Here is a 26,649-nt window from a genome sequence, read left to right on the forward strand (position 1 = left end):
CTCAGCCTCGTGCTTCGGCGATGACGGCACCGAGAGTGCGCTCGGCCAGACGGATCTTGAAGCTGTTGTCGTTGGTCGGTTTGGCATCGCCCAGCAGCCTTGCCGCGACAGCCTTGGCGCCTTGGCCGAGCTGCGCATCGGCCTCATCCAGGCGCCACGGCTTGTGCGCGACGCCACCCAGCGCCACGCGTCCCGAGCCGTCGCGCTGAACCACGGCGGCCACCGAGACCAGCGCGAAGGCGTAGGACGCACGATCGCGGACCTTGCGGTAGATCTGCGTGCCGCCGATCGGCTTCGGCAAGGTCACGGCGGTGATCAGTTCGTCCGCCGCCAATGCGGTCTCGAGATGCGGCGTCGTGCCCGGCTCGCGATAAAACGCTGCGATCGGGATGCTGCGCGTCGCGCCATCCGGCTTCACGGTCTCGATGCTGGCGTCGAGCGCGCGCATCGCAACCGCCATGTCGCTCGGATGCGTGGCGATGCAGGCCTCGCTGGCGCCGATCACCGCAAGCTGGCGGCTGTAGCCGCCGATCGCCGAGCAGCCGCTGCCGGGCCGGCGCTTATTGCACGGCATGTTGGTGTCATAGAAATACGGGCAGCGCGTGCGCTGAAGCAGATTGCCTGCCGTGGTCGCCTTGTTGCGCAACTGCCCCGAGGCACCGGCGACGAGCGCCCGCGACAGCAGGCCGTAGTCGCGCCGGATGCGGGCGTCGGACGCGAGATCGGTGTTGCGCACCAGCGCGCCGATCCGCACGCCGCCGTCGCCGGTATCCTCGATCCTGTCGAGCGCCAAGCCGTTGACATCGATCAGATGCGTGGGCGCCTCGATCTGCAGCTTCATGAGGTCGAGCAGATTGGTGCCGCCGGCGATGAACTTGGCGCCGGGTTTGGTCGCGAGGGCAGCGGCCGCTTGCGCTGGCGATTGAGCGCGCTCATAGGTGAAGGGCTTCATGCCTTGTTCTCCGCGACCTCGAGGATCGCCTCGGCGATGTTGGAATAGGCGCCGCAGCGGCAGATGTTGCCGCTCATGCGCTCGCGCAGTTCGTCACGGGTGAGTTGCGGCGGCTCGGTCAGGCTGCCGGTGACGTGGCTCGGAATGCCGGCCTTGATCTCGTCGAGCACGGCGGTGGCCGAACAGATCTGTCCGGGCGTGCAATAGCCGCATTGAAAGCCGTCATGCTTGACGAAGGCCGCCTGCATCGGCGTGAGATGGTCGGGCGTGCCGATGCCCTCGATCGTGGTGATCGCATCGCCCTCGTGCATCACCGCCAGCGTCAGGCAGGAATTGATGCGCCGGCCGTCGACATGCACGGTGCAAGCGCCGCACTGGCCGTGATCGCAGCCCTTCTTGGTTCCAGTCAGTTGGAGATGCTCGCGCAGCGCATCGAGCAAGGTGGTGCGCGTGTCGAGCTCGAGTTCCCTGACGCTGCCATTGACTGCAAGGGAGACTTTGGTCGTCGCAGGCGGCACCGCGGCGGCGGGCTCTGCTGCAAAGGCGCCGGGCGAAAACGCCATCGCCAGCCCGGCCACCGACACGGCGCCGCCGACCATCAGGTCGCGGCGATTCATTCTGAAGGGTGGATTGTCCATCACGGTTCTCGATCCTCGACTCGTGAGGAGCAACGCGCCCCGCACGGATCGGTTGCGTCGTCGCGATCACGTGTCTCACCCGATGGCGCTGACCGCCGGTGACGCATGTTCCCGCGCCTGGTTGCCCTCCACCGAACCCTGCCCGACGGGCAAATCAATTGCGCGGTCCGGTCAGCACGCGACGCAGGCCTCGCTCCAATCGTCAGAAAAGCGCGTGCGCGATAAAGCTCATTTGATCAATGCCGCCAAGGCGATCGCGCCGATCAGCCGAAACGCGCCGATTTTTTACTTTCCAAAAATCAGAAATCGTGCAATCTGGGCCTGTCCTGCTCTCATGAGAGGGGCGCCTCGCGATCGTCACGAACGTGGAGGGCGGGATGCGGTGGGCGCGCCGGTCGCAGCGTGATCTGATCATGCGGACGAACGATCCGGTGCGCACGGCGAAATCGTGATGTCCTGACACCCCGATGCTGGTGTCAAGCGAGGAGCCCGACATGCTCCGACCGATGGTGGCCAGACAGCCGGCGCACCAGGGAGACCACGTATAAGCCGTAACGCCATCGCGCGGGGAATGCCGGAGTGTCCGGCTGAACCTGTGGTGACTGCCGCCTGCTTTTCTTGTTGCAGGCGGGCCATGGGTGAGGCCCTCACCCGGCATTCCCCGCGCCCTCTCAACGATTTCGAGGGCGATATCGTCAGCAAGACTCGGGCGTCATCGGCCGCGAGATTGCGATGTCATGACTCGGGCTGCAGCACTTGTAGACAGAAGCACCGCCTCGTGTCCGTCGTCGATCAACAATTTCGTCGAGAGGCGCGTGAGCGAGGCACCAACTTCGACGCGCTGCCCTTGCAAAACCGACAGAGAGGGGATGTCGCAACCCAGCTCAGCTCGTCATTCCGGGACAGCCGCGCCAGCGGCTGGGCCCGGAATCCATACTCACGATCGTGGTTATGGATTCCGGGCTCAGCCCTGCGGGCTGCCCCGGAATGACAATGCGGAGAAAGTTCAGCTGATCACCAACGACGGAACGGGAGGATGCTTCCCCCTGCCCGCCTCAATCGATGCGGGCGAGCACGGCGAGCTTGCGGATGCCCTTGTTCTTGTAGGCATCGAGGAATGCGTAATAGTCGCGGAACGACACGCAGCCGTTGGAGTCGCCGTTCGGTCCGAGCATGAAGGTGTGCGCCAGCAGGCCGTTGCGGCCGTGGATCGCGTCTTCGCCGCCGATCGGGTTCAGGCGCAGCGCCGGCACCCCGTGGAACAGCGCCTCGCGCGGCTTGAGCTCGTAGATGTGCGGCGGCGTGACGCCGCGCATCTTGATCTTCTCCGAGCTCGGCTTGTCCAGGTTCTCGCCGAGGCCGGAATGCGCCTCGAGCTTGGTGCCGTCAGGCAGGTACACCGCCTTGGCCGAGATGTCGTACACCGCCGTGCTCAAATCGTAAGGCGGCCGGCCGCCACGGGTCGGATCCTTGGCGATCGAGGCGGTGATGTTGGAGTCGGCCGAGGCGTAGGCCAAGAGCCCGCCCTCCTGGTTCTCCGGCTTGCCCCAGAGCTTCTCCTGGATCGAATGGCGCTCGCCGGCGATCGACATCACGGCAGCCTTGGCGCGTTCGGTCATGGCGCGCAGCGAGAAGCCGCCGGACTTCGAGGAATTGGCATCAGTCGCCTGCGCCGGCGCGTCGGCCTGCGGCTTCGGCGCCTGCTTCGGATTGGTATTGGCGAGAGCCAGCTGCATCGGCGGCCGGGCGTCCTTCTTCGGCGCGTCGGCGACCTTGGCGGTCTCGGCCGGTTTGGCATCGGCCAGCTTCAGGTCGGGCAGCTTGGGCGCAGTGTCGGCGAGCCTGGGCAGCGGCGGTGCGCCGGCGGCCGCGTTGGAGGCGACGCCCTGGGGCACGGCTGCGCCGAAGCGGTCGTTGAACATCTGCGGCGTAATCGCGGCGACGGTCGTCACCGGCGGCGATTCCGGGAGCGCCGAGAACGCGTCGCCGACGGCCTCCGCGGCGCTGCGGGTCGCGATCCGCGGCGCCGGGCGCGCGACGGGCTCATCCTGCTCGATGCTGCCAACAGAGGGGCCAAGGGTCGGATAGGCGTCGGCCGCGATGATCTTGGTATAGACCGTCACCGCGCAGCCCCCGATCAGGCATGCGATTGCCGCGCCACCGATCAATTTGTGAGAGAGAGCGATCAGGGAGGACTTCCTGCGATTTCGTGCGGCCAACGCAGCTCGACTGTTACTCATTTACTCACGCCCGAACGAAGACTTGAAACTCTCGCTCGATGCGCCACGGACACCCGCTTTGCATCTCGCAGAAGCACAGAGCTTCATTAAGGCGACTTTTAGTTAAATGCTGATTAAGTTTTGGCGGATTAAGGGCGGGTTAACCATGGAGTTCTGTTTTGCCGCCAAACAGGGCGGAAACAGGGCAAAATTGCGCTCCGGGCCGGGAAATCAGCCCCGCACAACTCCGGAGACGGTGCGGTTTTACTCGGTGCGGATCAGTAAAACATCGCACGCGGCGTTAACCATTGGGCTGCGGCGCCGCTGTGCGGCCGATCATCTCGGTCTTTCACCAACTCGCCGCAAGCAATGCGCGGTTTTCCAAGGTTTGAGGACCCTGCCCGCCCCCGTAACCTTCCGGATTTTGCGCCGCCAGGGCCACGACGGCAGTATGGTAGCGACCGATTCTCCGCAACGCCTCGTCGGCACATCGTACCGCGTCCGCTTCCTGCCGCGACGACACGATAAGGACACCCATGCAGATTCCCGACCGGAAGCTGGCCTTCGTTCTCGCCTCCAGCAACCACGGCACGATGATCGTGAACCGGCTCGACTATCGGATGGTCGACGCCAACAGAGGCTACGGCGTCGGCTACCAGCTCCTGCAGACCGGCGCCTTCGACCCCTCCGAGGTCCAACTGGCTGTGCGTATGCTCGCCATCCGCCGCAAGCATCATGGCGACGGCGCGGTCGCGATCGATTGCGGCGCCAATATCGGCGTCCATACGATCGAGTGGGCCAAGGCGATGACCGGCTGGGGATCGGTGCTGTCGATCGAGGCGCAGGAGCGAATCTACTACGCGCTCGCCGGCAACGTCGCGATCAACAACTGCTTCAATGCGATCGCCATCCATGCCGCCGTGTCGTCCGAACGCGGCGTGCTGAACATCCCGTGTCCGGACTATCTGACCCCGTCCAGCTTCGGCAGCCTCGAGCTGCGCCAGCGGCCGAACACCGAGTTCATCGGCCAGCCGATCGACTATGGAAACAACACGGTCGAGGTGCGCAAGCTTCCGCTCGACGACTTCAACCTGCCGCGTTGCGACCTGATCAAGCTCGATGTCGAGGGCATGGAGCTGGAGGCGCTGGAAGGCGCCGCGGCGACGATCGAGCGCTGCACGCCGATCATGCTGATCGAGAAGATCAAGAGCGATGCCGACCAGTTGCGGCAATGGCTGGAGCGCCGCGGCTACAAGACGGTCGACGCCGGCATCAACATGGTGGGGATCCATGCCCAGGACCCGTCGCTGGCGGATATCATTCCACAGCAATCCTGACGCGAGCGTCAGCGCTGCAACTCCAGCGGCGGCGTGCGGTCGAGCACGTCGCGCTTGGGCTCGCTGAGCGCGTAGAAGGCATAGGTCTCGATGGTCAAGGGCCCGCGCTTGCGCTCGGCCTCGCCGATCTTTTCGGCCCGGCCGAATGTGTTCGTGACATAGAACCGCGGCCCGATCTGCGCCTCATCCACCAACAGCTGCGTGCCCGCCAGTTGCGCCGGATCCGGCTCCGGGAAATTGACCCAGCGGATGCGCTGGATCGGCTGCAGCACGCAGGTGCCGCGCGGCAGATAGAACGAAAGCCACGCGGTGGTGCCGTAGTCCATGGCGAGCACGCAGGTCGCACCGGCACGCCGGCGCGCCGCCTCGATCTCGGCGGCCAGGGGACGCCAGCCGACGCCGACGCTGCGCACGGTGGCGTCGCGCTTGTAGCCGGACAGCACGCCGGTGTCGGCCTGCACGATCAGGGCGACGAACATGACGATGCCGGCCGGCAGCGCCCAGCGCAGGCAGAACGCTGCGGTGCGCTGCTCACGCGGGGACCAGGTCATAGCATGGGCGGCCGCCGCGGCAGCCACCACGAAGGCCGGATAGATCGGCGCGAACCAGTTGGCTTCGACCCGGGCGTGCAGCGCATGCCAGAAGAAGTAGGCGACGATGACCCAGACCATCGCCTCGATCAGGACGCGTCCCGCCGCATCCCCTGCCCGGCGCCGCGCCAGACCGTAGAGACCCATCACCCCGAGGATGAAGATCAGGGGCGTCGCAAAGACGAATTGGGTAGGGATCAGCTCGGCGATGAAGACGGGCCGGAAATCCTCGATTTTGGCGCGGCCGAGCTGCTTGATGAACGACACCCATTGGTGATCGGCATTCCACAGGATCACCGGCGAGAAGATCGCAAACGCCACGGCGCCGCCGAGATAGGGCCAGGGCGAAGCCAGCCAGGGCCGCATCTTTGGGACGGCGAGCAGCCAGATCAGGATCGCCGCGCCGAAGAACATCGCGGTGTATTTCGACAGCAGCGCTGCGCCGACGGCCGCGCCGAGCGCGAGCCACCAGACGCCCCTGCCCGTTTCCACGAGCTTGGCGCAGAAGAACAGTACGAAGCTCGAGGCCACCAGCAGCGGCGCATCGGGCGTCACGATCAGCGTGCCCACCGCGGCCATCAGGGTGAGGTTGAGCAGCAGCGCCGCCGTCGCTGCTACGCGCACGCTGCCGAACAGGATCTGCGCGGTGCGATAGACCGCATAGGTCATCGGCAGGCCGAGCAGGATCGAAACGCAGCGCACGCCGAGCTCGCTGTCGCCGGCGATCATCGTGCCCAGGCGGATCACGACCGCGACCATCGGCGGATGGTCGTAGTAGCCGCCGGCGAGATGCTTCGACCACATCCAGTAATAGGCTTCGTCGAAGGTGATCGGCGTGACCGCGGCCGCGATCAGCCGGACAACGACGAGGCCCGCAATGGTCAGCCAGGCGTTGCGCGCCAGCCGCGTGTCGTCGCCAGCAGTGGCAGGGATCATCGCTTGCGCCAGACGAACAATCCGGAGATCGCGTAATTCCACACCACGCCCATCAGCGCGCCCGCTGCGCCCGCCAGCCACCAGATCGGCTCCTGGTCATAGACCGAGAAGGCGACGCCGACATTGGCGAGCAGGCCAACAGAACAGACCAGATAGAACGCAAGCAGGCCGCGCAGGATGCCAAAGCCCTTCAGGCGCTGGTCGCGATAGGTGAGGAAGTTGTTGAGGATGAAGTTCGAGGTCATCGCCACGAAGGCGCCGAGCGCCTGGGCTTCCGCGAATGGCAGGTCGAACAGGTTGAGACCGAGAAAGAGCGTGGCGAGATGCACGACCAGGCCGGTGCCGCCGACCATGGCGAACAAGAGGAAGCGCAGCGAGACGACGTCGTTGGTCATCTTGGCCAGCACGAGGCCGAGGAAGTCGAGCGCGACCATCGAATCGAGCTTGCTCTCGCCATGCAGGCGCGAGCCGAATGTATAGGGCACCTCGACGGTCTTCAGCCCGCCCTCGGCGCTGGCGATGATGTCGAGCAGGATCTTGAAGCCCTGCGTCGACAGCTTTGGCGCGATCTGCTCGAAACGGTCGCGGCGGATCATGAAGAAGCCGCTCATGGGGTCGTTGACCTCGACCTTGAGCGCGCGGCGCGCGATCTCGGTGGCGAAGGCGCTGGCCCCTGCCCGCTTGCTGTCGAAGCTCGCGGCACTTCCGCCCTCGATGTAGCGGCTGCCGACGACGAGCTCGGCGGCACCGCTCTGCAGCAGCGCCAGCATCTTCGGCAGCTGGGTCTCGTCATGCTGCAGATCCGCGTCGATCACGGCCGCAAAAGGAGCGCTGGCGGCGAGGATGCCCTCGATGCAGGCGCCGGAAAGGCCGCGGCGGCCGATGCGGCGGATACAGCGAACGCGATTGTCGCCACGCGACAATTCGCGCACAACCTGCCAGGTGCCATCGGGGGAGTTGTCGTCGACGAACACCACCTCCCACGGCACGTCCTTGAACGCCGCCTCCAGCCGCCGGTACAGCGTGGTGACATTGTCACGCTCGTTGAAGGTCGGGACGACCACCGAAACGATCGGAATATCAGCGGTTTGCAGGGACACTGGCGGGGCCGTTCGGATGGCTTCGGTCATGGTGCCGATGCGTATATCTGCCGCTTTCAGCACTGCCAAGCACGGCCGCTGGGGGATGGCGCAGAAAACCCGGCCGGTGGTGCCGGCCTGCACCGTTCCGGCAAGGCCCCAAAATGCCAACGACCACAAACAAAGGGCGCGCGTACATCCGGCGCAACCGCTCTGCCGTGGTCGTCTCGGTGCCGGAGCCCAGAGAGCTCGACGTCACCGTCCCTACCTAGATGGGGTGCCCCCGCGAAGATGCAAGGGCCGCCCGGAGTTTTGCCTAGTTCGGAACCTCGCGCACGACCGGCCCACGGACGGCCGGCGCGACCGGAACGGTCTGCACGGGCGTGGGCGGCACCTCGACCTTGGCCGGCTGCACCGGACGGGCCATCGGCCCGACGGGAACGTAATAGAACGCCGCCGCAAGCGCGGCCGCCCCGACGATCGCGCCCAGCAGGCCGCCGACCGATTCCGCTTTCATGGTCACATCTCCCCTTCCCAGCCGCCCCCTCGATACACGAGGCTCAGCACGGCTGGAAGAGCGGCAACGCAACACCGCCGAAACTGGTCAGACGCGCCGCAGTTGACTACTCTGCCACAGGCCAAACCACCCTCCCGCCAGCAACGGAACATCCAGTGAGCAAAGCTCCTGCACGCGCCTCGCACTCCAAGAGCTCGACATCCAAGAGCCAGATCTATATCGGCATCGGCGGCTGGACCTTCGCGCCCTGGCGCGGCGTGTTCTATCCGGACAAGCTGCCTCAAGCGAAGGAGCTCGAATATGCAGCGTCCAAGCTGACCTCGATCGAGATCAACGGCACCTATTACGGATCGCAGAAGCCGGAGAGCTTTCGCAAATGGGCCCGCGAGGTGCCCGACGGCTTCATCTTCTCGCTGAAGGGTCCGCGCTTCGCGACCAACCGCAAGGTGCTGGCGGAGGCCGGCGACTCGGTGAAACGCTTCTACGACACCGGCGTGCTCGAGCTCGGCGACCGGCTCGGTCCGGTGCTGTGGCAGTTCGCGCCGACCAAGAAATTCGATGCGGTGGACTTCGGCAAGTTTCTCGAAGTGCTGCCGCGCGAGATCGACGGCCGCAAGCTGCGCCACGTGGTCGAGGTCCGGCATGACAGTTTCTGCGTGCCCGAATTCGTCGCGCTGCTGCGCGAATTCGAAACGCCCGTGGTGTTCGCCGAGCACGGCAAATATCCGGCGATCGCCGACGTCACCGGCGACTTCGTCTATGCGCGCCTGCAGAAGGGCAATGACGAGCTCAAGACCTGCTATCCGCCGAAGCAGCTGGATGCCTGGGCCAAGCGGCTGCAGCTATGGGCCAGCGGCGATGAACCGGACGACCTGCCGCGAGTTGACGACAAGCCGGCGAAGAAAAAGCCGCGCGACGTGTTCGCCTACGTCATCCACGAGGGCAAAGTACGCGCGCCAGCCGGCGCGATGGAATTGATCGAACGCGTAGCCTGACGAGGCGGCGATGGCCAAGACAACGTTGTTCACCATCGGCTACGAGCACACGCCGGCCAAGGCCGTGCTCGACGAGCTGCAGTCGGCCGGCGTGAAGCTGCTGGTCGACGTCCGCGCCGTGGCGGCGTCACGGCGGCCGGGCTTCGCCAAGAGCCAGCTCGCCGCCGGGCTCGACGAGCGCGGCATCGCTTATGTCCATCTGCGCGGGCTCGGCACACCGAAGGAAGGCCGCGAGGCGGCGCGCAGCGGCCATTACGATACGCTGCACAATATCTACAGCGCGCATCTGAAGACGCCGCAGGCCAGGGAGCAGATGGACGAGCTGGCGTCGCTGGTGAAGACGGCCGGCCCCGTCTGCCTGCTCTGCTACGAGCGCGACCATGCGCATTGCCACCGGCAATGGATCGCCGAGATCATCGAGGAGCGCGACAAGGTCCGGGTCGAGAACCTCGTCGCGCCGCAAGTGGAGACCGCTATTCCGCGGCGCAGGTGAAGGAGGACGCCTGCTCGATGTCGCCGCTGACATATTTGGCAAACTTCGGCCACGGGCACAGCGGACGCGACCGCTGCGCACTCCAATTCGGCGGCAGCTCCTTGTTGGCGGCATTGACCGACGCCGTGATCGCCTCCGGCGCCTTGCCCTTCTCGACCCAGTCCATCAGCGCGCCCAGCGCATCGAACTTTTCGAGCGTGACGCCGCCGCCACAATGCGTCTCGCCGGGCAATGCGAACAGGCGAGCGAACGTATCGGCCTTGCCCTGCACATTGGCATCGAGCTTCTCGTACCAGCGGATGGTGTCGTTGACCGAAAACACCGGATCGGCCTGGCCGTGATAGATCAGCATCTTGCGCGCGCCGTTCTGGAACGCCGGCAAGGTCGGATTGTCGACCGCGGGCGGCGTCATGAAGTCCATCGCGGACTCCGTGAACGGCCCCTCCTTGGCGTAGATCTTCGGCGCGTCCTTGTCGAAGTCGTAAGCTTGCAGCTTCTCGACCAGCTTGTCCGGCGAGCCTTCGACCTCCACCGGCGGCGTCGAGAAGATGTAGTTCAGCGAGGCACCGCCCATGGTGGCGATGATCGGAAGGTTGTTCCACGGCGCCACCGGGCTTTCGACCTTCCAGGCGCGCCAGTTGCCGGTGCCGACGCCGCCATCGGCCGGCCAATCCGAATACAGCGCCTCGCCCTTCGAATTGCGCGGGCCGGCGAAGATCGTCTTCAGCGCATCGACCTTCGCGGCCGGCAGGCAGGCGTCGGTCGCCCCGGCAGCGCAGCGCAGGCTGTCGAAGCTGAACGTCTTCTGGCACGCCTTCAGGTTGGCCGTCAGCCCGTCCTTGGCGCCATCGAGACCGTCGCAGAGCTCGATGATCTTGGACGAGATCAGCTTGGCGTCCTCGCGGGTGATCGACTTGCGGATGTCGGCATCGGCCTTGGTCAGTGCCTGCACATCCCAGGCATGCTGCACGGCCGCGCGCGGCAGGTTGAAGCCGGGATTGCCGACCAGGAAGCCGTCATACTGCTCGGGCATGCGCTCGGCCGCGACCATCGTGTGACGGCCGCCATTGGAGCAGCCGGCGATGTAGGAGTAATCCGGCTTCTTGCCGTAATGCGCGGCAATGATCGCCTTGGCGATCGGCGCCAGCGTGATGTCGGCGGAATAGCCGTAATCGCGGCGCGCCTGCGGGTCGAGCCCGAAGGCCGAGCCCGCCGCGAGCCCTCGCGGCTTGTTGGCGGGATCGCTGCCGGAATGGCCGCTGTCCGACGACAGCACGGCGAAGCCGCGCGCCAGCGGCGTGGTGCCGCCACTGACAAGGCCGTCGGCCTTGTCGCCGAGCGCAGGCACCACGACGCCGTCATTGCCGCCGTTCACCTGGTGCAGGAAGCGGCCGTTCCAGGTCTCCGGCAGCCTGATCTCGAACTGGATGGCATAGGCCCGGCCATCGACGCCGGTCCGCTCGTTGACTTTGCCGGAGAGAATGCAGTGCCGCGGCAGTCCGTCGCCGGCTTCCTGAAGTTTCGATCCGGTCAAGGTGAGCCCGGGGACCTTCAGCGCCTCCGCCGTCACCTTGCTGCAGCCGGCGTCGTCCGCGCGGGCCGAGCCCATGGCCGCAGCGCAGACAAGGCCGACGCCCGCGATCAACGAGGTCCTCGATCGGATCATGCATTTCCCCCTGATTCCTGTTCGTTGGGGCGGAGTAAACCTTGGGGATGCGCCGTTGTAAATCGCCGACCGGGACGGCGGCATCAACTGCTAGTGCAGCTGCCAGACCTCGAACGGCCGATCGTAGCCACGCACGACGACCTCGCCGTGAAAGACTGCATTTTCGGCGCCATCACCCGCGGCTTGCCGGACCTCGGTCGAGATCAGCAATTGCGAGCCGAACTCCTTGTTCAGCGCTTCCAACCGGGAGGCGAAGTTCACGGTGTCGCCGATCACGGTGTATTCCTTGCGGCGCGGCGAGCCGATGCTGCCGGCGACGACCTCGCCGAGATGGATGCCGATGCCGATCCGCAGCGGCCAGGACGACGCCGCGTTGACGTCCTGCATCGCTGCCACCATCTCGCGCGCCGCCGCGACCGCCTGCGCCGCGGCGTCGCGGGTCTCGAACGGCGCGCCGAACAGCGCGAGGAAACCGTCGCCGAGAAATTTGTTCACGATGCCGCCATGACGCTCGAGGATCTCGACCAGCACGGCAAAGGCGCCGTCGAGCCGGTCGACAACCTCCTGCGGCGACTTCGATCGCGCCGCAGCCGTGAAGCCGCGGAAATCGACGAACATCACCGCGACCTGACGGATGTCGCGCGCCTCCGCGGTGCCCTCTTTCATCAGACGCTCGACAACCTGCGGCGAGACATGCTGGCCGAACAGGTCGGTGACGCGATCGCGCGCCGAGGCCGCCTCGATGCTCGCTGCGAACTGGCGTCTCAGTTGGACGCCAACGGCCCCGGCCAGCAGGCCGCTCAGGAAAATGATGAAGCTGCGTTCGCCGTGATAGTAGATCTCGGGATGCTGGCTGACATCGATGGAGGCACGGCCTGTCAGCGCCACCGTCAGCAATTCCGCCGCAGCCACCAGGCCGGTGAAGCTCGACAGCCAGAAATCGAGACGCAAGGTCGAGAGAATGATGAAGATGAAATAGACCAGCGGCGCGCCGAAGCCGAGCGCCCGGTCCGCTCCAATCCCCTCGATCTGCATGATGAGTACGAGCGTCGGCATCGAGGTCTCGACCAGGGCGCTGATGTAGCGCCAGACGACCGGCACGTCGCGGTCGCGGCGCATATGGGCTTTGATCCGGAACAGGATGAGAAGCTCGAAGGCGATGAAGGATACGATGACCACGTGGACATCGAGGATCCGCGTTCGGTTCGGCCAGATCCATTCCGAAATGCGCGGCACGAAGATGTCGACTACCGTGGTGATAACGAAAAACAGCGTCGCCGTCGCGATCAGGGCCTTCACCCGCAACAGTTCGGTGTTCAACGTCTGGCGCATCAGCGCATGGTTGAACTCCGCCGGCGCGGCCGCCGTACCGCTTGCCTTGCCTATCCCCGAGATTCGCATCATGCCCCAGCCGGTCCTCTGCCCGGCCGCCATTCTGCCCTAATCGAGGGTGCGGCGGAAGCGCATCACCGCAACGGTCATGGCGAACAGCATCAGGCCGAACAGGACGATCGTGTCGTGCTGGAGGTTGGCCAGCGTCGAGCCCTTGAGCATGATGGCGCGGACGATCCGCAGGTAGTGCGTCAGCGGCAGGCATTCGCCGACGATCTGCGCCCATTGCGGCATGCCAAGAAACGGAAACATGAAGCCCGACAGCAGGATGCTCGGCAGGAAGAACATCATCGAGAGCTGCATCGCCTGCAGCTGGTTCTGCGCCAATGTGGAGAAGGTGTAGCCGATCGAGAGGTTGGTGGCGATGAACAGGGTCGAGAGCAGCGCCAGCAGCAGCAGGCTGCCCATCACGGGGACCCCGAACAGCAGCACGCCGATGCCGATGATGATCGTCGCCTGGAGGAAGCCGACCATCACGTAAGGGATGATCTTGCCCAGCATCACCTCGACCGGCGTGATCGGCATCGACAGCAGGCTCTCCATCGTGCCGCGCTCGATTTCGCGCGTCACCGACAGCGCGGTGAAGATCAGCATCGTCATGGTCAGGATGGTGCCGACCAGGCCCGGCACGATGTTGAGCCGCGACGAAGCGGCCGGGTTGTAGCGGGCATGGGCCCTGATCTCGAACGGCGTCGTGACCGGATCACCGGTGTAGAGATCGTGCGACAGCGCGGTCTGCACGATGGTGCCGAGCGAGGACAGCGCCGAGGACGCTGCGACTGGATCGGTGGCATCGGCGGCAACCAGCAGCGCCGGACGGTCGCCGCGGCGGACGGCGCGCTCGAAGCCGCGCGGGATCTCGACGCCGAACAGGACCTTGCCCGAGAGCAGGAGATCGTCGAATTCGGCGACGCTCGTGACCTCGCGGGTGAAGCGGAAATAAGCCGTGTTCTCCATCGCCTTGAGGATCGAGCGGCCGAGATCGCTGTCCTCCTGCAGCAGCACCGCCGCCGGCAGATGGTGCGGCGTGGTGTTGATGGCGTAGCCGAACAGCATCAGCTGCATCACCGGCAGCATCACGATCATCGCGAACGAGACCCGGTCGCGGCGCAGCTGGATGAACTCCTTGACCAGCATCGCATAGGTGCGCCGCCAGAAGCCGAAGCGCGGCGAAGGAATGCTCTGCTGATGCGCGGTCTCGCTCATTGGAAATTGTCCCGCGACCGGTTCATCAGGTCGATGAAGACGTCCTCGAGCGACGGCGCGGCGTGCTGCCACTGCAGGCCGGGCTTGTCGCGCCACGGCGCGATCGTCTCGTCCAGGGCCTTGGCGTCGCGGCCAGAGACGTGCAGGCTGGTGCCGAACGGCGCCACCATGTCGACGCCGGGCTTGCCGGCGAGATCGGCCGCAAGCGTACGCAGATCATCGCCGCTGACGGTGTATGTCGTCAGCGCCGACTGCGCGATCACCTCGGAGACGGTGCCGTGCGCCAACAGATGACCATAGGCGATATAGGCGATCTCGTGGCAGCGCTCGGCCTCGTCCATGTAGTGGGTCGAGACCAGCACGGTCAGCCCCTCGCCGGCGAGCGCGTGAATCTCGTTCCAGAAGTCGCGCCGCGCCTTCGGGTCGACGCCCGCCGTGGGCTCGTCGAGCAGCAGCAGTTGCGGGTTCGGCAAGGTGCAGGCGCCGAGCGCCAGCCGCTGCTTCCAGCCGCCCGACAGTTCGCCGGCGAGCTGCCGCTCGCGGCCGGACAGACCGAGGCGCTGCACCATGTCGCGCGCGGCACGGCGTGGATCGGGCATGCCGTAGAGCCGCGCGACGAACTCGAGGTTCTCGCGCACGGAGAGGTCCTGATACAGGCTGAAGCGCTGGGTCATGTAGCCGACACGACGCTTGATCTTGTCGGCGTCGCGGCGGATGTCGAAGCCGAGGCAGGAGCCCTCGCCGCTGTCGGGGGTCAAGAGGCCGCAGAGCATGCGGATGGTCGTGGTCTTGCCCGAGCCGTTCGGCCCGAGAAAGCCATAGATCGAGCCGCGCTTCACCTGCATGGACAGGTCATGCACGACCTCGCGGCCGTCGAAGGATTTGCTCAGCCGCTTGACGTCGATCGCGATCCCGGCTGGTCCGCCCGCGCTCATCGCTTGTCCGCCACCGGCGTCTTCGGGTTCGGATAGATGCTGACGGGCTGGCCGACGCGCAATGCATCCGGCCGAGAGGGGCGCGCCTGGATGAGGTAGACGAGCTTGCTACGCTCCTCGAGGCTGTAGATGACCGGCGGCGTGTACTCCGCCGTCGTCGCCAGGAAATACACCCGGGCAGTGAGATCTCCCGCGCAATTGTCGCAGGTGACCTTGACCTCGTCGCCGACGGCGAATTTCGGCAGGTCCGTCTCCGGCACGTAGAAGCGCACCTTCATGTTCCCAGGCGGCATGATCGACAGCACCGGCCGCTGTGCGGCGACCATCTCGCCCTCGCGGAAATAGATCTGCTGGATGGTGCCGGCGACCGGCGCCACGCCCTTGCGCCGCGCCAGCCGAGTCTGCGAGGTCACGACATGCGCCTCGGCGATGCGCAGCGCCGAGACGGCGGAATCGAGCGTGGCCTGCGTCCCCGCCCCGGTCTTGCTCAGCGCGGCGGCACGGTCATAGGTCTGCTGCGCGTTGGCGAGCGTCGCCTTCGTCTGGTTGAGATCGGCCTGCTGCAGATCGTCGTCGACAGAATAGAGCGGATCGCCGACCTTGACTTCGTCGCCTTCGCGAATGTTGAGTTTGGTCACACGCCCCGCTTCGTCCGGGCTGACGAAGATCATGTCGGCTTCGACCCAGCCCTGGTAGCCGGGATCGCGCGTCTCCTTGCAACCATCGAAGCTGAAGGCCGTGACCAGCACGGCGAGGCAATGCAGCAGGCTCATGCTGGCCTCCTCGGCCCGAAGATCAGATCGAGATGCGTCTGCAGCATCGCTTCCGCATCGAGCGGCGCATGGCGTTCGAACAGGCTCTTCCAGATCACCGCGACCATCATCGGCGCGATCATCAATTGCGGATGCTGCACGAGCTTGGGCTCACGGATCTCGCCGCGCGTGATCGCCAGCTGGATCAGCGCGCGCATCGCGTCGAGACCGCGCGAGACGACCTCGCGGTAATAGAAATCGGCGATTGCAGGAAAGCGCGGCCCCTCGGCAATGATCAGGCGGACGAGATCGGCCCGCCGCGTGCCGGCGATCTCCTGGAGGAACATGCGGGCCAAGGCTTCGACCATGTCCCGCACCGACCCGCCCACCGGCGGCGGCGCGGCCAAACGGCCGACGAAGGGCACGATCGCGGTCCGGATCAATTCCTCGAACATCGATTCCTTGTCCTTGAAGTGCAGGTAGATCGTACCCTTGGCGACCCCTGCCCGTTTGGCGATGTCGTCAAGGCGCGTCGCCGCAAAGCCGCGGGCGATGAATTCGTCCATGGCGGCCTGCACGATCGACGCCCGGCGCTCGGCCGCGCGATCGGCGCGCCGGGACACCGCAGCGTCGGTCGCTTCCTGTTTTGCGGAGGCGGCCACAGCGGCCCTTCCCTCTCCGGTTCGTCTCGATGACTTCGGCATGCACAAAATATGACTGACTAGTCAGTCATTGTAAAGGCATTCTGAGGAGTGGTCGGTTCCCGCCTCCTGCGAGGCAGCGTGCCGCGGACCGATTGGCGCGAAGCGGGGATCAGCGGCGCGGGATCAGGCGCATGGCCTGATATAGGGACGGTTGATCTCCCAGAGCTCGTCGAGGATCTTGCGGGCCGCCGAGCCCGAGTTGACGACGGGATCGATCAGCAGCGCCTGCAGCGCGAGCTCCTTCGAGGCCATCATGGCGGCCTGCACCGCCAGTTGCTGTACCTGGACCTGGACCGACATCAACTTGGCGACGGGATCCGGCAGCGGCCCGAGCGAGACCGGATGAATGCCGCCGCGATCGGCAACGACGGGCACTTCTACGGCTGCGTCCGCCGCAAGATTGGAGACCACACCGCGATTGAGCACGACGCCGGACTCGATCACCTGCCTGCGGTCGTGCAGCACCGACGCGATCACTGTCACCGCGCGTTCGCCCGACGGCATCCGCCACCAATCCGGCACGTCGGCGCGCCCCGACAGGACATCATCGATCTGGCCGATCAGCTTGGATCTCTCCGCCTCGTCCCAGGCAAAATCATAGCCGCGCTCGCCCGCCTCCCAGCCATAGGCGAGATACTCGCCGACATGGCCGTCGCCACAGCCGAGCCAACAGCCGAAGTCGCGCAGCAGCGTTCGGGTCAGCGGCGCGACCTCGGGATCGTGGCCGCGCTCCCGTTCGCGCAGCAGCGGATAGAGATCGATACCGGTCTCGCGGTCGCGGATCTGCAGCAGGCATTGGAAGTGATTGAGCCCGGCACCTGCCACTTCGACGCGTCCCTCGGGCAAGCCCAGGATCGCTGCCACCTGGCTGCGCGCGATGAAGATGCCGTGGCAAAGGCCGATATGCGCAAGTTTGCTGTGCAGGCCGAGCGCGAGGATGATGCGGCTCTCCGGATTGGAGAAGTTGATGAACAGCGCCTGCGGACAGCGCTGCTCCATCTCACGCACGAAATCGAACACCACGGGCAAGGTGCGCAGCGTGAAGAACAGCGCGCCCGGTCCGCCATTTTCGCCGAGCGTATGACGGATGCCGTATTTGCGCGGCACCTCGAAGTCGAGCTTCCACAGCCGGTTGCGATCGATCGCGGTGGAATGGATCACGAAGCCGGCGCCGTCGAGCGCGGCGCGCCAGTCGGTCGTCGCTTCGATCTCGAGGCCTGCGCCGGAGAGATCGTTCAGCAGCCTCGCCAAGCGCTCCGCCCGCGCCAGTCGCGTCGTGTCGCGACCGACCAGCACCAGCGTCGACCCGGCGAGATCGTGCGTCGAGAACAGGTCCCTGAACACACTGAGCCCGAACGATGCGCTGCTCGCACCGAGGAAGACGATCTTGGTGACGGCGGTCATCTGCAGACTGTGCCAGTCCGGCGCGCCGCAGGCGTGATCCAGATCAAGACGGCCGCCAGCTCGAAGGATGGCGACCGTCTGCGCGGGGCGAACGCGCTGATCAGGTGAAGTCGAGCACCACGCGGCCGTCGATCTTGCCGGCCTTCATGCGGTCGAAGATGGTGTTGATCTCCGACAGCAGCGCCGTCGTCACCTCGGCCTTCACCTTGCCTTCGGCGGCGAAGGCGATGGCTTCGTCGAGGTCGCGGCGGGTGCCGACGATCGAGCCGCGCACGGTGATACGCTTGAGCACGACGTCGAAGATCGGGGTCGGGAATTCGCCGGGCGGCAGGCCGACCAGGCTGACGGTGCCTTTGCGACGAACCATCTTCAGCGCCTGCGCGAAGGCGGGTGTCGACACGGCCGTCACCAGCACGCCGTGCGCCCCTCCTCCGGTGATCGCGATGACACGCTCCACGGCGTCCTTGTCGAGCGCGTTGACGGCATGCTCGGCGCCGGCCTCCAGCGCCAGCTTCAGCTTGTCCTCGGCAATGTCCAGGCCGATCGCCTTCAAGCCCATGGCCTTCGCGTATTGAAGCGCGACGTGGCCGAGGCCGCCGACGCCGGAGATGACGACCCATTCGCCGGGACGCGTGTCGGTTTCCTTCAGGCCCTTGTAGGTGGTGACGCCAGCGCAGAGGATCGGCGCCACCCTGGCAAAGTCCACATCGGCCGGCAGGCGCGCGGCGAAGGCGGCGGAGGCGATGACATATTCGGCGAAGCCGCCGTTCACGCTGTAGCCGGTGTTGTGCTGGTGCTCGCACAGGGTTTCCCAGCCGGTCTCGCAATATTCGCAGCGCAGGCAGGCATCGTGCAGCCAGGCCACACCAACCGCGTCGCCGACCTTGAAATCGGTCACGCCAGCGCCGAGCGCGGCGACCACGCCTGCGGCCTCGTGGCCCGGAATGAACGGCGGCGTCGGCTTCACCGGCCAGTCGCCGGAGGCGGCGTGGAGGTCGGTGTGGCACACGCCGCAGGCCTTCAACTTCACAAGCAACTCGCCCGGACCGGGCACCGGCACGGGTACGTCCTCAATGACGAGCGGCTTGCCAAAGGCTTTGACGACGGCGGCTTTCATGGTCTGCATCGGTCTGCTCCTCATGTTGAGGCGCAAACTAACGACCCCGCAGTCTCGCGGTCTTGATCGGTATCAAAGGACGCTGCCGCTTTGATGCGCAGCATATAACAGTTTCATGACAGCACGAAGCTCACGCGTGAAACTTCAGCCCGTCGACGACCTTGTCGATCACCTTGCGCTCGGCACGAAACGCCAGTCCGACCAGATTGAGATCGGGACGCGCCACCGCCTTCACGGCGGCACGGTTGGCCTCGTCATGCGTCGTCTTGAACATGTCTTCCGTGTAGACCGCCGGCTTGACGTTGCGCGACAACGCCCGATCCAGGGCGCGCGCCAAGGCCGCGTTGTCGGGTGCACCGTAGATCAGGATCGGTTGGCCAATCAGCGCGTGATAGCTCGTCGCGGAGCCATCCTCGTAGGGTGCGCCGATGCATTCCGGAAACGCCGCAGCAATGCCGCTGGCAAGGAACGCCGCCACGTTGAGCTTCTGCCACGCTTCGAGATCGTTCCGGATGATGAGCGCGATCTTGGTATCGAATTGCATGTCACTTCCAATTCCAAATTGCGAACGCCCAGAATAGCAAGGCCATTCCGGGCGTGAAGTCGTGAATCGAAAGTGCGCGCGTGGAACTCAGATTGCCGAACCATCAGCCCTTGGCGTCGCACACCCAGGCGCGGATCACGCATTCCTTGCCGCCATACTTATAGCATTCGCGCGTGGCCTCGTTGAGCGAGGCGGAGATCTTCGGCCGCACCGCATAGCCGTGGGGGCCGCAAGGATTCGTCAGGTCGACGGAGAAAGCCGCGCAGGCCTTCTTCATCGTCACGGCGGTGCAGTCGCCCTTGCACTGCTTGAGCGCTGCGGCCTTGGCGAGGTGCTCGGCCGGGTAGTCGAACGCCTGGCCATAGGCCGCGCACTGGCCGATGGCGAAGGCACCGGCGGCATGCGCCGGGCTGATCACGGTGGTCGCAATGCGCGCGGCGCCGACGATCACGGTCAGTCCAAATGCAAACAGCGCGAGACGTCGCGCGGCGGTCGAAATGATCACTCTCTCCTCCCCCGAGGCCCAATGTCGGCAAATCTAGCCGGGGGGCGTTGAAAGTTGGTGAACGAGAGGTTGAGACTGGGGTTGTCGGCGTCATTCCGGGGCCCTCGCGCGCAAAATGGCGAAGCCATTTTGAAGCAGCGCGAATGAGCCCAGAATCCATAGCCACAGGACGATGTCGTGAGGCGAGATGCCAACGACCAGCGCGCCTCACACGGCTTCCTGTGGGTATGGATTCCGGGCTCGCGCTCCGCGCGCCCCGGAATGACCAAGTGGGAGTCCAGCAGGCGACAAAGATCACCCTCGCCGCGCGGCTTCCAGCGCCTGCGGCGTGTCGATGTCGAGAAAGGCGCTGTCGCCGTCGACGGGCACCTCGGCGACGGCTTCCGTATGCTTGGCGATCAGATGCCGCGCGCCGACGTCGCCGTCGAGCGTCATCAGCTCGGCGAAGAAGCGGCGCGACCACAACACGGGATTGCCGCGGCGGCCTTCGGAGACGGGCACGACGATCAAATTGCCGCGATCGGGCGCGAAGGCGCCGATCAGCCGGTCGAGCAGATCGGACGACACCATCGGCATGTCGCCAAGACAGACCACGGCGCCGTCGATGCCCTCCGGCACTGCAGCAATGCCTGCCTTCACCGAGCTGGCCAGGCCGCCGGCGAAATCGGGATTGCGGACGAAGCGGACCTCGAGGTCGGCGAGCGCCTGCTCGACCAGCTCGGCCTGATGGCCGGTGACGACGATGATCTCGCTGGCCTTGGACGCCAGCGCCTGCTCGGTCACCGTCCGCACCAGCTTCTTGCCGTCGAGCTCGGCGAGCAGCTTGTTCGGCCCGCCCATCCGGGTCGAGCGTCCGGCGGCGAGGACGATGGCGGCGACCTTGCGCTCGCCCTCGGTCTCCTCCGGCTTGGCGCGCGGCTGCGGCCGGGTCACGATTTCCATCAGCAGACCTCCGACGCCCATGGCCGTCAGCTCGGCGCGGGTCACCTTGATGCCGGCGAGCAGCCGCATCAGCACCCAGTCGAAGCCGTTCTCGGCCGGCGAGCGGGCGCAGCCGGGCGCGCCGAGCACCGGCACGCCGCCGGCGCTGCCGATCAGGAGCAGATTGCCGGGATCGACCGGCATGCCGAAATGGGTGATGGCGCCGCCGATGCCGGTGATCGCGGCCGGGATCACGTCGCGGCGATCGGCAATCGCCGAGGCGCCGAATACGATGACGAGCTCGGCGCCGAGGCCGAGCAGCTCCTTGATCGCGGCAGCCAGCGCCGCCTGCTCATGCGGCACGCGGCGCTCGGCGATGATGGAGGCGCCGGCCGGTGCCAGGCGCTCGGCGGTCACCCGCAGCGTCTTGTCGATGACCTTCGGCGCAAGTCCTGGAAGAATCGTCGAGACCACGCCGACGCGCTTGATGATATAGGGCGCGACGCTGAGTGCACCCTTGCCCGCCGCCACGACCGCGGCGTCGCGCAGGCGGCCCTCCACACCAAATGGAATGAGCTTGACGGTGCCGACCATTTCGCCTTCGACCACCGGCTTGAAGGCAGGCAAGGTCGCGAAGGTGATGGCCTCATCGATCTCGTTGATCCGGTCCACTGCGGCACGGTCAATCACCAACACGCCCGGCTGAGCCGCGAACAGATTGGCGCGGCCGGTGAAGGCGCGATCGACATGAATGCCCTCACCCGCCACGACGTTGGCGACATCGGCGGCCGCCTCGTCTTCGGACACGTCGCCAGGTTCGAGCCGGACGACGACGATCTCCTTGACCCCTTCCCTGACCAGCGCATCGACCTCGGCGGAGCCGATCAGGGTGCCCTTCTTGAGCACCAAGGATCCCTTGCGCAGGGTGTGCACCGTCACCCCGCCGATCGCCTCATGCGGACTGGCAGGACCGAACTTCATGCCGCCTGCTCTTTCTCCTTGGCCGGCAGGCGGAGCGTCGCGGTGATCTCGGCCATGATCGAGACCGCGATCTCCGACGGCGACACGGCGCCGATGGCGAGCCCGATCGGCGCATGGATGCGGGCGATATCGGCATCGCTCGCGCCCTGCGCGCGCAGCCGGTCGTGACGCTTGGCGTGCGTCTTCCGCGAGCCGAGCGCGCCGATATAGAAGCAGTCGCGCGAGAAGGCGTGCAGCAGCGCCGGATCGTCGATCTTCGGATCATGCGTCAGCGCCACGAACGCGGTATAGTGATCGACGTTGAGCGGCGGCAGCGCCACGTCGGGCCATTCGGCGATCAGCGGCACGTCCGGGAAGCGCTCCGGGCTGGCAAAGGCCGTGCGCGGATCGACGACGGTGACGTCATAGCCGAGCGATTTTGCGATCGGCGCCAGCGCCTGGCTGATATGGACGGCACCGACGATCACGAGTTTGGCCGTCGGCGCGTAGACGTTCAGGAACAGCCGCTTGCCGCCCGCCTCGACCATGCCGCTCTTGCCCATGCGCAGATGCTTGGCGAGCTCATCGCTCAGCGGATCGCGGGCGATCGCCGCCGCCTTGACCAGGCGCTGCTCGCCGGAGGCAACGTCGGTGACGAGAATGGCCGGGCGGCGCGCGGCGCGCTCGGCGTTGAGCTCGGCCAGTGTCGACAGCTGCATCGATCAGCCCACCTTCTCGACGAACACGCGGATGGTGCCGCCGCAGGACAGCCCGACATTCCAGGCGGTCTCGTCGGCGACGCCGAACTCCAGCATCTTCGGCTGGCCGCTGGAGATCACGTCCAGCGCCTCGGTGACGACGGCGCCCTCGACGCAGCCGCCGGACACCGAGCCGAGGAAGGTGCCATCGTCATTGATCACGAGATTGGAGCCGACCGGGCGCGGCGCCGAGCCCCAGGTCTCGACCACGGTGGCGAGCGCCACGCCGTGTCCGCCCTTGTGCCAGTCCTCGGCGGCCTTGAGGATGTCTTCGTCCCGGTTGAGCATGGTGATCTCCTTTGGACTGATCAGGCGGCAGGCCGGATGGCGCTACGCTGATGCGGCGGCAGCGGCGCCGACAGCGCCGAGATCAGGGTCTCGATCGACGTCAAGTTATGTACGGGGCGGAATTCGTCAACGTGAGGCAGCATGGTTTTGATGCCCTGCGCCTTGGCCTCGAAGCCGGAATAGCGCAACAGCGGGTTCAGCCAGATCAGCCGGCGGCAGGAGCGGTGCAGCCGGTCCATCTCGAAGGCGAGCTTGCTGTCGGCCTCGCGCTCCAGTCCGTCCGAGATCAGGAGCACGATGGCGCCCTGCCCGAGCACGCGCCGCGCCCATTGCTTGTTGAAGGTCTCCAGCGAGGTCGCGATCCGGGTGCCACCGGCCCAGTCCTCGACATTGGCCGAGCAGCTCGCCAGCGCCTCGTCGGGATCGCGCTGCCGCAACGCGCGCGTGACATTGGTCAGACGCGTGCCGAACAGGAACACCGAGACGCGCTTGCGCGCGTCGGTGATGGCATGCAGGAAATGCAGGAACAGCCGCGTGTACTCGCTCATCGAGCCGGAAATGTCGAGCAGCGCCACGATCGGCGCCGGCTTCTCGATTCGCCCGAGACGATGGAAGTTGATGATCTCGCCCTCGGTGCGCAGCGCCTGGCGCAGGGTCTTGCGCATGTCGATGCGGTGGCCGCGCGGATCTGTGGTGTGGCGGCGGGTCTTCAGCTCGGCCTGCGGCAGCCGCATCTTGGCGATGGCGCGCGCGACCTCGGCGATCTCCGCCGCGCTCATCTGCGCAAAGTCCTTCTTCTGCAGCACCTCGCGGTCGGACACCGAGAGGCGCAGATCCTGCTCCTGCGCCTTCGGCTCCTCATGCATCTGCGGCTGCGACATCGCCTCCTGGACGCGGCGCGAGGCCGGCGGCGGCTTCTTCTTGGCATGATCCGGCAGCGGCACCGAATCGAGCATCGACTTCCATTCCTCGGCGGGGCGGAAGAACAGGTCGAAGGCCTGGGCGAAGATCAGCGCGTGCTCGTGACGCTTGACGAAGATCGATTCCAGCGTGGTGAAGACGTCCGGCCGCTTGCCGATGTCGATGACTTCGAGCGCGGTCATGGCGTCGATGACGGCGCCCGGTCCGACGGGCAGACCAGCGGCCCGCAGCGCGCGCGCAAAGCCCGCAATGCTATCGGCGATGCCGCCGGTCGGCGGCGCGAGGTGATTGATGCTGGTGGGCATGGCCTGATCCCCTCGAAGTCCAGACGCGCCTCAACTTGAGGCCGTCATTCCGGGGCGCCCGAAGGGCGAGCCCGGAATCCATACTCACGATCGTGGTTATGGATTCCGGGCCTGCGTGCTGCGCACGCATCCCGGAATGACGACCGTTGTTTGAGGCACCAGCGGGACCTACGTCTCGCTGGTCGCGTCCTTGATCACCTTGTTCAACGCGTCGCCCTGCATGCGGGCGATGTCGTCCTGATACTTCAGCAGCGCGCCCAGCGTATCGCCGACCACCTCGGCATTGAGCGAGCGCGCATCGAGCTCGGTCAGCGCGGTGGCCCAGTCCAGTGTCTCGGCCACGCCCGGCGACTTGTAGAAATCCTGGTCGCGCAGGGCCTGCACGAAACGCACGATCTGCTGCGACAGCCGCTGCGAGATGCCGGGCAGCCGCGTCTTGACGATCGCGAGCTCGCGCTCGGCGGAGGGATAGTCGACCCAGTGATACAGACAGCGCCGCTTCAGCGCGTCGTGGATCTCGCGGGTGCGGTTCGAGGTAATGATGACGATCGGCGGATGCGGCGCCTTGACGGTGCCGAACTCGGGGATCGTGACCTGGAAGTCGGAGAGGATTTCGAGCAGATAGGCCTCGAAGGCCTCGTCGGCGCGGTCGAGCTCGTCGATCAGCAGCACCGGGGCGCCGGCGACATCGGGCTCCAGCGCCTGCAGCAGCGGGCGCTTGATCAGGTAACGGTCGGCGAAGATGTCCGATGACAACTGGTCGCGGTCGACGTCGCCGCCGGCTTCCGCCAGCCGGATCGCGATCATCTGCGCCGCCGAATTCCACTCATAGACGGCGGACGCGACGTCGAGACCCTCGTAGCATTGCAGGCGGATCAGCTTGCGGCCGAGCGCCGCCGACAGAACCTTCGCGATCTCGGTCTTGCCGACGCCGGCCTCGCCTTCGAGAAACAGCGGCCGGCCCATGCGCAGCGACAGATAGGTCACCGTCGCCAGCGATCGCTCGGCCAGATAGCCGCGCGACGACAACAATTCGAGCATCGCATCGACCGATGCTGGCAGAGCCGGAGCACTCATGGCGAGACCGCTTCCTTCGACGTCACGACGCCGGAGCTTCGGGCTCGGCGGCTCCGTCCGACGCCGTCGAGGCCTTGGCCTCGGCATTGGCGGCATCGACCGCGCGGCGCGCGAGCACGCCGATCAGGTGGGCGCGATATTCGGCGCTGCCGTGGATGTCGCTGTTGAGCCCCTCGGCCGACACCGGGATGCCTTCCAGCACCTTCGGCGAAAAGCGCTTCTGCAACGCTTCCTCGAAGGCGGTGACGCGAAACACGCCGTTGCCGCCAGCGCCGGTGACGGCGACGCGGACGTCCGACGGACGGCGCGCGACGAACACGCCGACCAGCGCGTAGCGCGAGGCCTGGTTGCGGAATTTGACGTAAGCGGCCTTCTTCGCCAGCGGGAAGCTCACCTTGGTGATGATCTCGTCCGGCTCCAGTGCGGTCGTGAACAGGCCCTGGAAGAACTCCTCGGCCTTCAGCTTGCGCTTGTTGGTGACGATGGTCGCGCCAAGCGCGAGGCACGCTGCCGGATAGTCGGCGGTCGGATCGTTGTTAGCGATGGAGCCGCCGATCGTGCCGCGATGACGCACGGCGGGGTCGCCGATCAGGCTGGCCAGATGCGCGAGCGCCGGAATCGCCTCGCCGACCGTGGCGGAGTTCGCGACGTCAGCATGGCGCGCCATCGCGCCGATCACGAGGTTGCGGCCCTTGACCTCGATCGTGTCCAGACCTTCGACATGCGAAAGGTCGACGAGATGCGGCGGGCTGGCGAGCCGCTGCTTCATGACGGGCACCAGCGTGTGACCGCCGGCGACCAGCTTGGCGTCCTCGTTCTTGGTGAGGAGATTCGCGGCCTGGCGCACGGTGGCCGGCCGGTGATATTTGAATTCGTACATGGGGAAATGTCCTGTCGCGGCGGGCGGCTGAGGCGGGGTCCGGCTGTTAGGCGAGGTCCGATTTGGCCATCGCCTTGGCGCCGGCAGCAATGGATTGCACGATGTTCTGATAGCCCGTGCAGCGGCAGAGATTGCCTTCGAGCTCCTCGCGAATCGTCTCCTCGCTGAGCTCGTGGCCCTTGCGGTGGACGAGATCGACCGCGGTCATGATCATGCCCGGCGTGCAGAAGCCGCACTGCAGACCATGGTGCTCGCGGAAGGCCTCCTGCATCGGATGCAGCGGCGCGCCGTCTGCGGCGAGACCTTCGATGGTGCGGACCTCGTGACCGTCGGCCATCACCGCGAGCGTCGTGCAGGACTTCACCGCCTTGCCGTCGAGATGCACGACGCAGGCGCCGCACTGCGAGGTGTCGCAGCCGACATGGGTGCCGGTGAGGCGCAGATTCTCGCGCAGGAACTGCACCAGCAGCGTCCGCGGGTCGACGTTCGCCGTGACGGGATTACCGTTCACAATCATGGAAATCTTGGCCATTCAGGACTCTCTATATTCCGCGCACA

The 26,649-nt window shown here is 66.0% G+C and carries 27 protein-coding genes; 4 read left to right on the forward strand and 23 right to left on the reverse strand.

Going from position 1 to position 26,649, the window contains the following annotated elements; translation table 11 throughout:
- Position 1: 1 nt before the first annotated feature.
- Both ACQR1Y_RS02895 and paoA read right to left on the reverse strand, forming a co-directional pair.
- Positions 2-952 (reverse strand): FAD binding domain-containing protein, encoded by a 951-nt coding sequence (locus ACQR1Y_RS02895; RefSeq protein WP_434875487.1) that lies wholly within the window; start codon positions 950-952, stop codon positions 2-4.
- On the reverse strand, positions 949-1,590 hold the full coding sequence (gene paoA / locus ACQR1Y_RS02900) for an aldehyde dehydrogenase iron-sulfur subunit PaoA (RefSeq protein WP_434875486.1): 642 nt from the start codon (positions 1,588-1,590) through the stop codon (positions 949-951). Before paoA ends, ACQR1Y_RS02895 begins: the two co-directional genes overlap by 4 nt.
- A gap of 82 nt (positions 1,591-1,672) precedes the next feature.
- On the opposite strand from paoA, the gene ACQR1Y_RS02905 reads away from it, so the two are divergent.
- Positions 1,673-1,996 (forward strand): hypothetical protein, encoded by a 324-nt coding sequence (locus ACQR1Y_RS02905; protein ID WP_434875485.1) that lies wholly within the window; start codon positions 1,673-1,675, stop codon positions 1,994-1,996.
- A 649-nt stretch (positions 1,997-2,645) separates the two neighbouring features.
- Here the strand turns inward: ACQR1Y_RS02905 and ACQR1Y_RS02910 are convergent.
- On the reverse strand, positions 2,646-3,830 hold the full coding sequence (locus tag ACQR1Y_RS02910) for a tlde1 domain-containing protein (protein WP_434875484.1): 1,185 nt from the start codon (positions 3,828-3,830) through the stop codon (positions 2,646-2,648).
- Positions 3,831-4,345: 515 nt separating this feature from the next.
- Between ACQR1Y_RS02910 and ACQR1Y_RS02915 the strand changes: the two genes are divergently transcribed.
- On the forward strand, positions 4,346-5,146 hold the full coding sequence (locus ACQR1Y_RS02915; protein WP_434875483.1) for an FkbM family methyltransferase: 801 nt from the start codon (positions 4,346-4,348) through the stop codon (positions 5,144-5,146).
- 8 nt (positions 5,147-5,154) lie between these two features.
- On the opposite strand, the gene ACQR1Y_RS02920 is transcribed toward ACQR1Y_RS02915, so the two are convergent.
- The 3 genes from ACQR1Y_RS02920 to ACQR1Y_RS02930 all read right to left on the reverse strand — a co-directional run bounded on the left by ACQR1Y_RS02920 (position 5,155) and on the right by ACQR1Y_RS02930 (position 8,268).
- On the reverse strand, positions 5,155-6,672 hold the full coding sequence (locus ACQR1Y_RS02920; protein ID WP_434875482.1) for a glycosyltransferase family 39 protein: 1,518 nt from the start codon (positions 6,670-6,672) through the stop codon (positions 5,155-5,157).
- Positions 6,669-7,802, reverse strand: a complete 1,134-nt coding sequence (locus ACQR1Y_RS02925) for a glycosyltransferase (protein WP_434858533.1) — start codon at positions 7,800-7,802, stop codon at positions 6,669-6,671. The genes ACQR1Y_RS02920 and ACQR1Y_RS02925 overlap by 4 nt, the downstream gene beginning before the upstream one ends.
- Positions 7,803-8,067: 265 nt before the next feature.
- Positions 8,068-8,268: a hypothetical protein gene (locus tag ACQR1Y_RS02930; RefSeq protein ID WP_434858532.1), complete on the reverse strand. Its 201-nt coding sequence runs from the start codon at positions 8,266-8,268 to the stop codon at positions 8,068-8,070.
- Between the two features lie 155 nt (positions 8,269-8,423).
- On the opposite strand from ACQR1Y_RS02930, the gene ACQR1Y_RS02935 reads away from it, so the two are divergent.
- Both ACQR1Y_RS02935 and ACQR1Y_RS02940 read left to right on the forward strand, forming a co-directional pair.
- Entirely contained in the window at positions 8,424-9,263 is an 840-nt protein-coding gene (locus ACQR1Y_RS02935) for a DUF72 domain-containing protein (protein WP_434875481.1), read from the forward strand.
- A 10-nt stretch (positions 9,264-9,273) separates the two neighbouring features.
- Positions 9,274-9,756 carry a DUF488 domain-containing protein gene (locus ACQR1Y_RS02940; RefSeq protein WP_434875480.1) on the forward strand — a complete coding sequence of 161 codons (483 nt, stop codon included), beginning with the start codon at positions 9,274-9,276 and terminating at the stop codon, positions 9,754-9,756.
- Here ACQR1Y_RS02940 and ACQR1Y_RS02945 read toward each other — a convergent pair.
- The 17 genes from ACQR1Y_RS02945 to ACQR1Y_RS03025 all read right to left on the reverse strand — a co-directional run bounded on the left by ACQR1Y_RS02945 (position 9,737) and on the right by ACQR1Y_RS03025 (position 26,623).
- Positions 9,737-11,422 carry a tannase/feruloyl esterase family alpha/beta hydrolase gene (locus ACQR1Y_RS02945; RefSeq protein WP_434875479.1) on the reverse strand — a complete coding sequence of 562 codons (1,686 nt, stop codon included), beginning with the start codon at positions 11,420-11,422 and terminating at the stop codon, positions 9,737-9,739. The two genes, ACQR1Y_RS02940 and ACQR1Y_RS02945, sit on opposite strands and share 20 nt — an antisense overlap.
- Positions 11,423-11,512: 90 nt before the next feature.
- The gene (locus ACQR1Y_RS02950; RefSeq protein ID WP_434875617.1) at positions 11,513-12,823 is read right to left on the reverse strand and encodes an adenylate/guanylate cyclase domain-containing protein; all 1,311 of its coding nucleotides are present in this window, start codon (positions 12,821-12,823) and stop codon (positions 11,513-11,515) included.
- Positions 12,824-12,862: 39 nt separating this feature from the next.
- Positions 12,863-14,020: an ABC transporter permease gene (locus tag ACQR1Y_RS02955; protein WP_434858528.1), complete on the reverse strand. Its 1,158-nt coding sequence runs from the start codon at positions 14,018-14,020 to the stop codon at positions 12,863-12,865.
- Positions 14,017-14,955, reverse strand: a complete 939-nt coding sequence (locus ACQR1Y_RS02960) for an ABC transporter ATP-binding protein (protein WP_434875478.1) — start codon at positions 14,953-14,955, stop codon at positions 14,017-14,019. The genes ACQR1Y_RS02955 and ACQR1Y_RS02960 overlap by 4 nt, the downstream gene beginning before the upstream one ends.
- Positions 14,952-15,728, reverse strand: coding sequence for an HlyD family secretion protein (locus ACQR1Y_RS02965; RefSeq protein WP_434875477.1), 777 nt, complete (start codon positions 15,726-15,728; stop codon positions 14,952-14,954). Before ACQR1Y_RS02965 ends, ACQR1Y_RS02960 begins: the two co-directional genes overlap by 4 nt.
- A complete protein-coding gene (locus ACQR1Y_RS02970; protein ID WP_434875476.1) occupies positions 15,725-16,411 on the reverse strand; it encodes a TetR/AcrR family transcriptional regulator in 687 nt (228 codons plus the stop codon). Before ACQR1Y_RS02970 ends, ACQR1Y_RS02965 begins: the two co-directional genes overlap by 4 nt.
- A gap of 123 nt (positions 16,412-16,534) precedes the next feature.
- The gene (locus ACQR1Y_RS02975) at positions 16,535-17,815 is read right to left on the reverse strand and encodes an alpha-glucosidase/alpha-galactosidase (RefSeq protein ID WP_434875475.1); all 1,281 of its coding nucleotides are present in this window, start codon (positions 17,813-17,815) and stop codon (positions 16,535-16,537) included.
- 100 nt (positions 17,816-17,915) lie between these two features.
- Complete coding sequence (gene adhP, locus ACQR1Y_RS02980) at positions 17,916-18,941, reverse strand: alcohol dehydrogenase AdhP (protein WP_434875474.1); 1,026 nt, start codon at positions 18,939-18,941, stop codon at positions 17,916-17,918.
- Positions 18,942-19,062: 121 nt separating this feature from the next.
- Positions 19,063-19,476: a DUF2000 family protein gene (locus ACQR1Y_RS02985; protein WP_434858522.1), complete on the reverse strand. Its 414-nt coding sequence runs from the start codon at positions 19,474-19,476 to the stop codon at positions 19,063-19,065.
- Positions 19,477-19,579: 103 nt separating this feature from the next.
- On the reverse strand, positions 19,580-19,981 hold the full coding sequence (locus ACQR1Y_RS02990) for a DUF4189 domain-containing protein (RefSeq protein ID WP_434875473.1): 402 nt from the start codon (positions 19,979-19,981) through the stop codon (positions 19,580-19,582).
- Between the two features lie 294 nt (positions 19,982-20,275).
- Entirely contained in the window at positions 20,276-21,883 is a 1,608-nt protein-coding gene (locus ACQR1Y_RS02995) for an NTP transferase domain-containing protein (RefSeq protein WP_434875472.1), read from the reverse strand.
- Positions 21,880-22,581, reverse strand: a complete 702-nt coding sequence (locus tag ACQR1Y_RS03000) for an XdhC family protein (protein ID WP_434875471.1) — start codon at positions 22,579-22,581, stop codon at positions 21,880-21,882. The genes ACQR1Y_RS02995 and ACQR1Y_RS03000 overlap by 4 nt, the downstream gene beginning before the upstream one ends.
- Positions 22,582-22,584: 3 nt before the next feature.
- Entirely contained in the window at positions 22,585-22,908 is a 324-nt protein-coding gene (locus ACQR1Y_RS03005; protein ID WP_434858518.1) for an XdhC family protein, read from the reverse strand.
- 20 nt (positions 22,909-22,928) lie between these two features.
- Positions 22,929-24,134 carry a vWA domain-containing protein gene (locus ACQR1Y_RS03010; RefSeq protein ID WP_434875470.1) on the reverse strand — a complete coding sequence of 402 codons (1,206 nt, stop codon included), beginning with the start codon at positions 24,132-24,134 and terminating at the stop codon, positions 22,929-22,931.
- Positions 24,135-24,302: 168 nt separating this feature from the next.
- Positions 24,303-25,211 carry an AAA family ATPase gene (locus ACQR1Y_RS03015; RefSeq protein WP_434858516.1) on the reverse strand — a complete coding sequence of 303 codons (909 nt, stop codon included), beginning with the start codon at positions 25,209-25,211 and terminating at the stop codon, positions 24,303-24,305.
- 22 nt (positions 25,212-25,233) lie between these two features.
- A complete protein-coding gene (locus ACQR1Y_RS03020; protein WP_434858515.1) occupies positions 25,234-26,091 on the reverse strand; it encodes an FAD binding domain-containing protein in 858 nt (285 codons plus the stop codon).
- 46 nt (positions 26,092-26,137) lie between these two features.
- Positions 26,138-26,623 carry a (2Fe-2S)-binding protein gene (locus ACQR1Y_RS03025; RefSeq protein ID WP_006612357.1) on the reverse strand — a complete coding sequence of 162 codons (486 nt, stop codon included), beginning with the start codon at positions 26,621-26,623 and terminating at the stop codon, positions 26,138-26,140.
- Between the last annotated feature and the right edge of the window lie 26 nt (positions 26,624-26,649).

The sequence above is a fragment of the Bradyrhizobium sp. HKCCYLRH3099 genome, assembly GCF_051167855.1.
Taxonomy (GTDB): Bacteria; Pseudomonadota; Alphaproteobacteria; order Rhizobiales; family Xanthobacteraceae; genus Bradyrhizobium.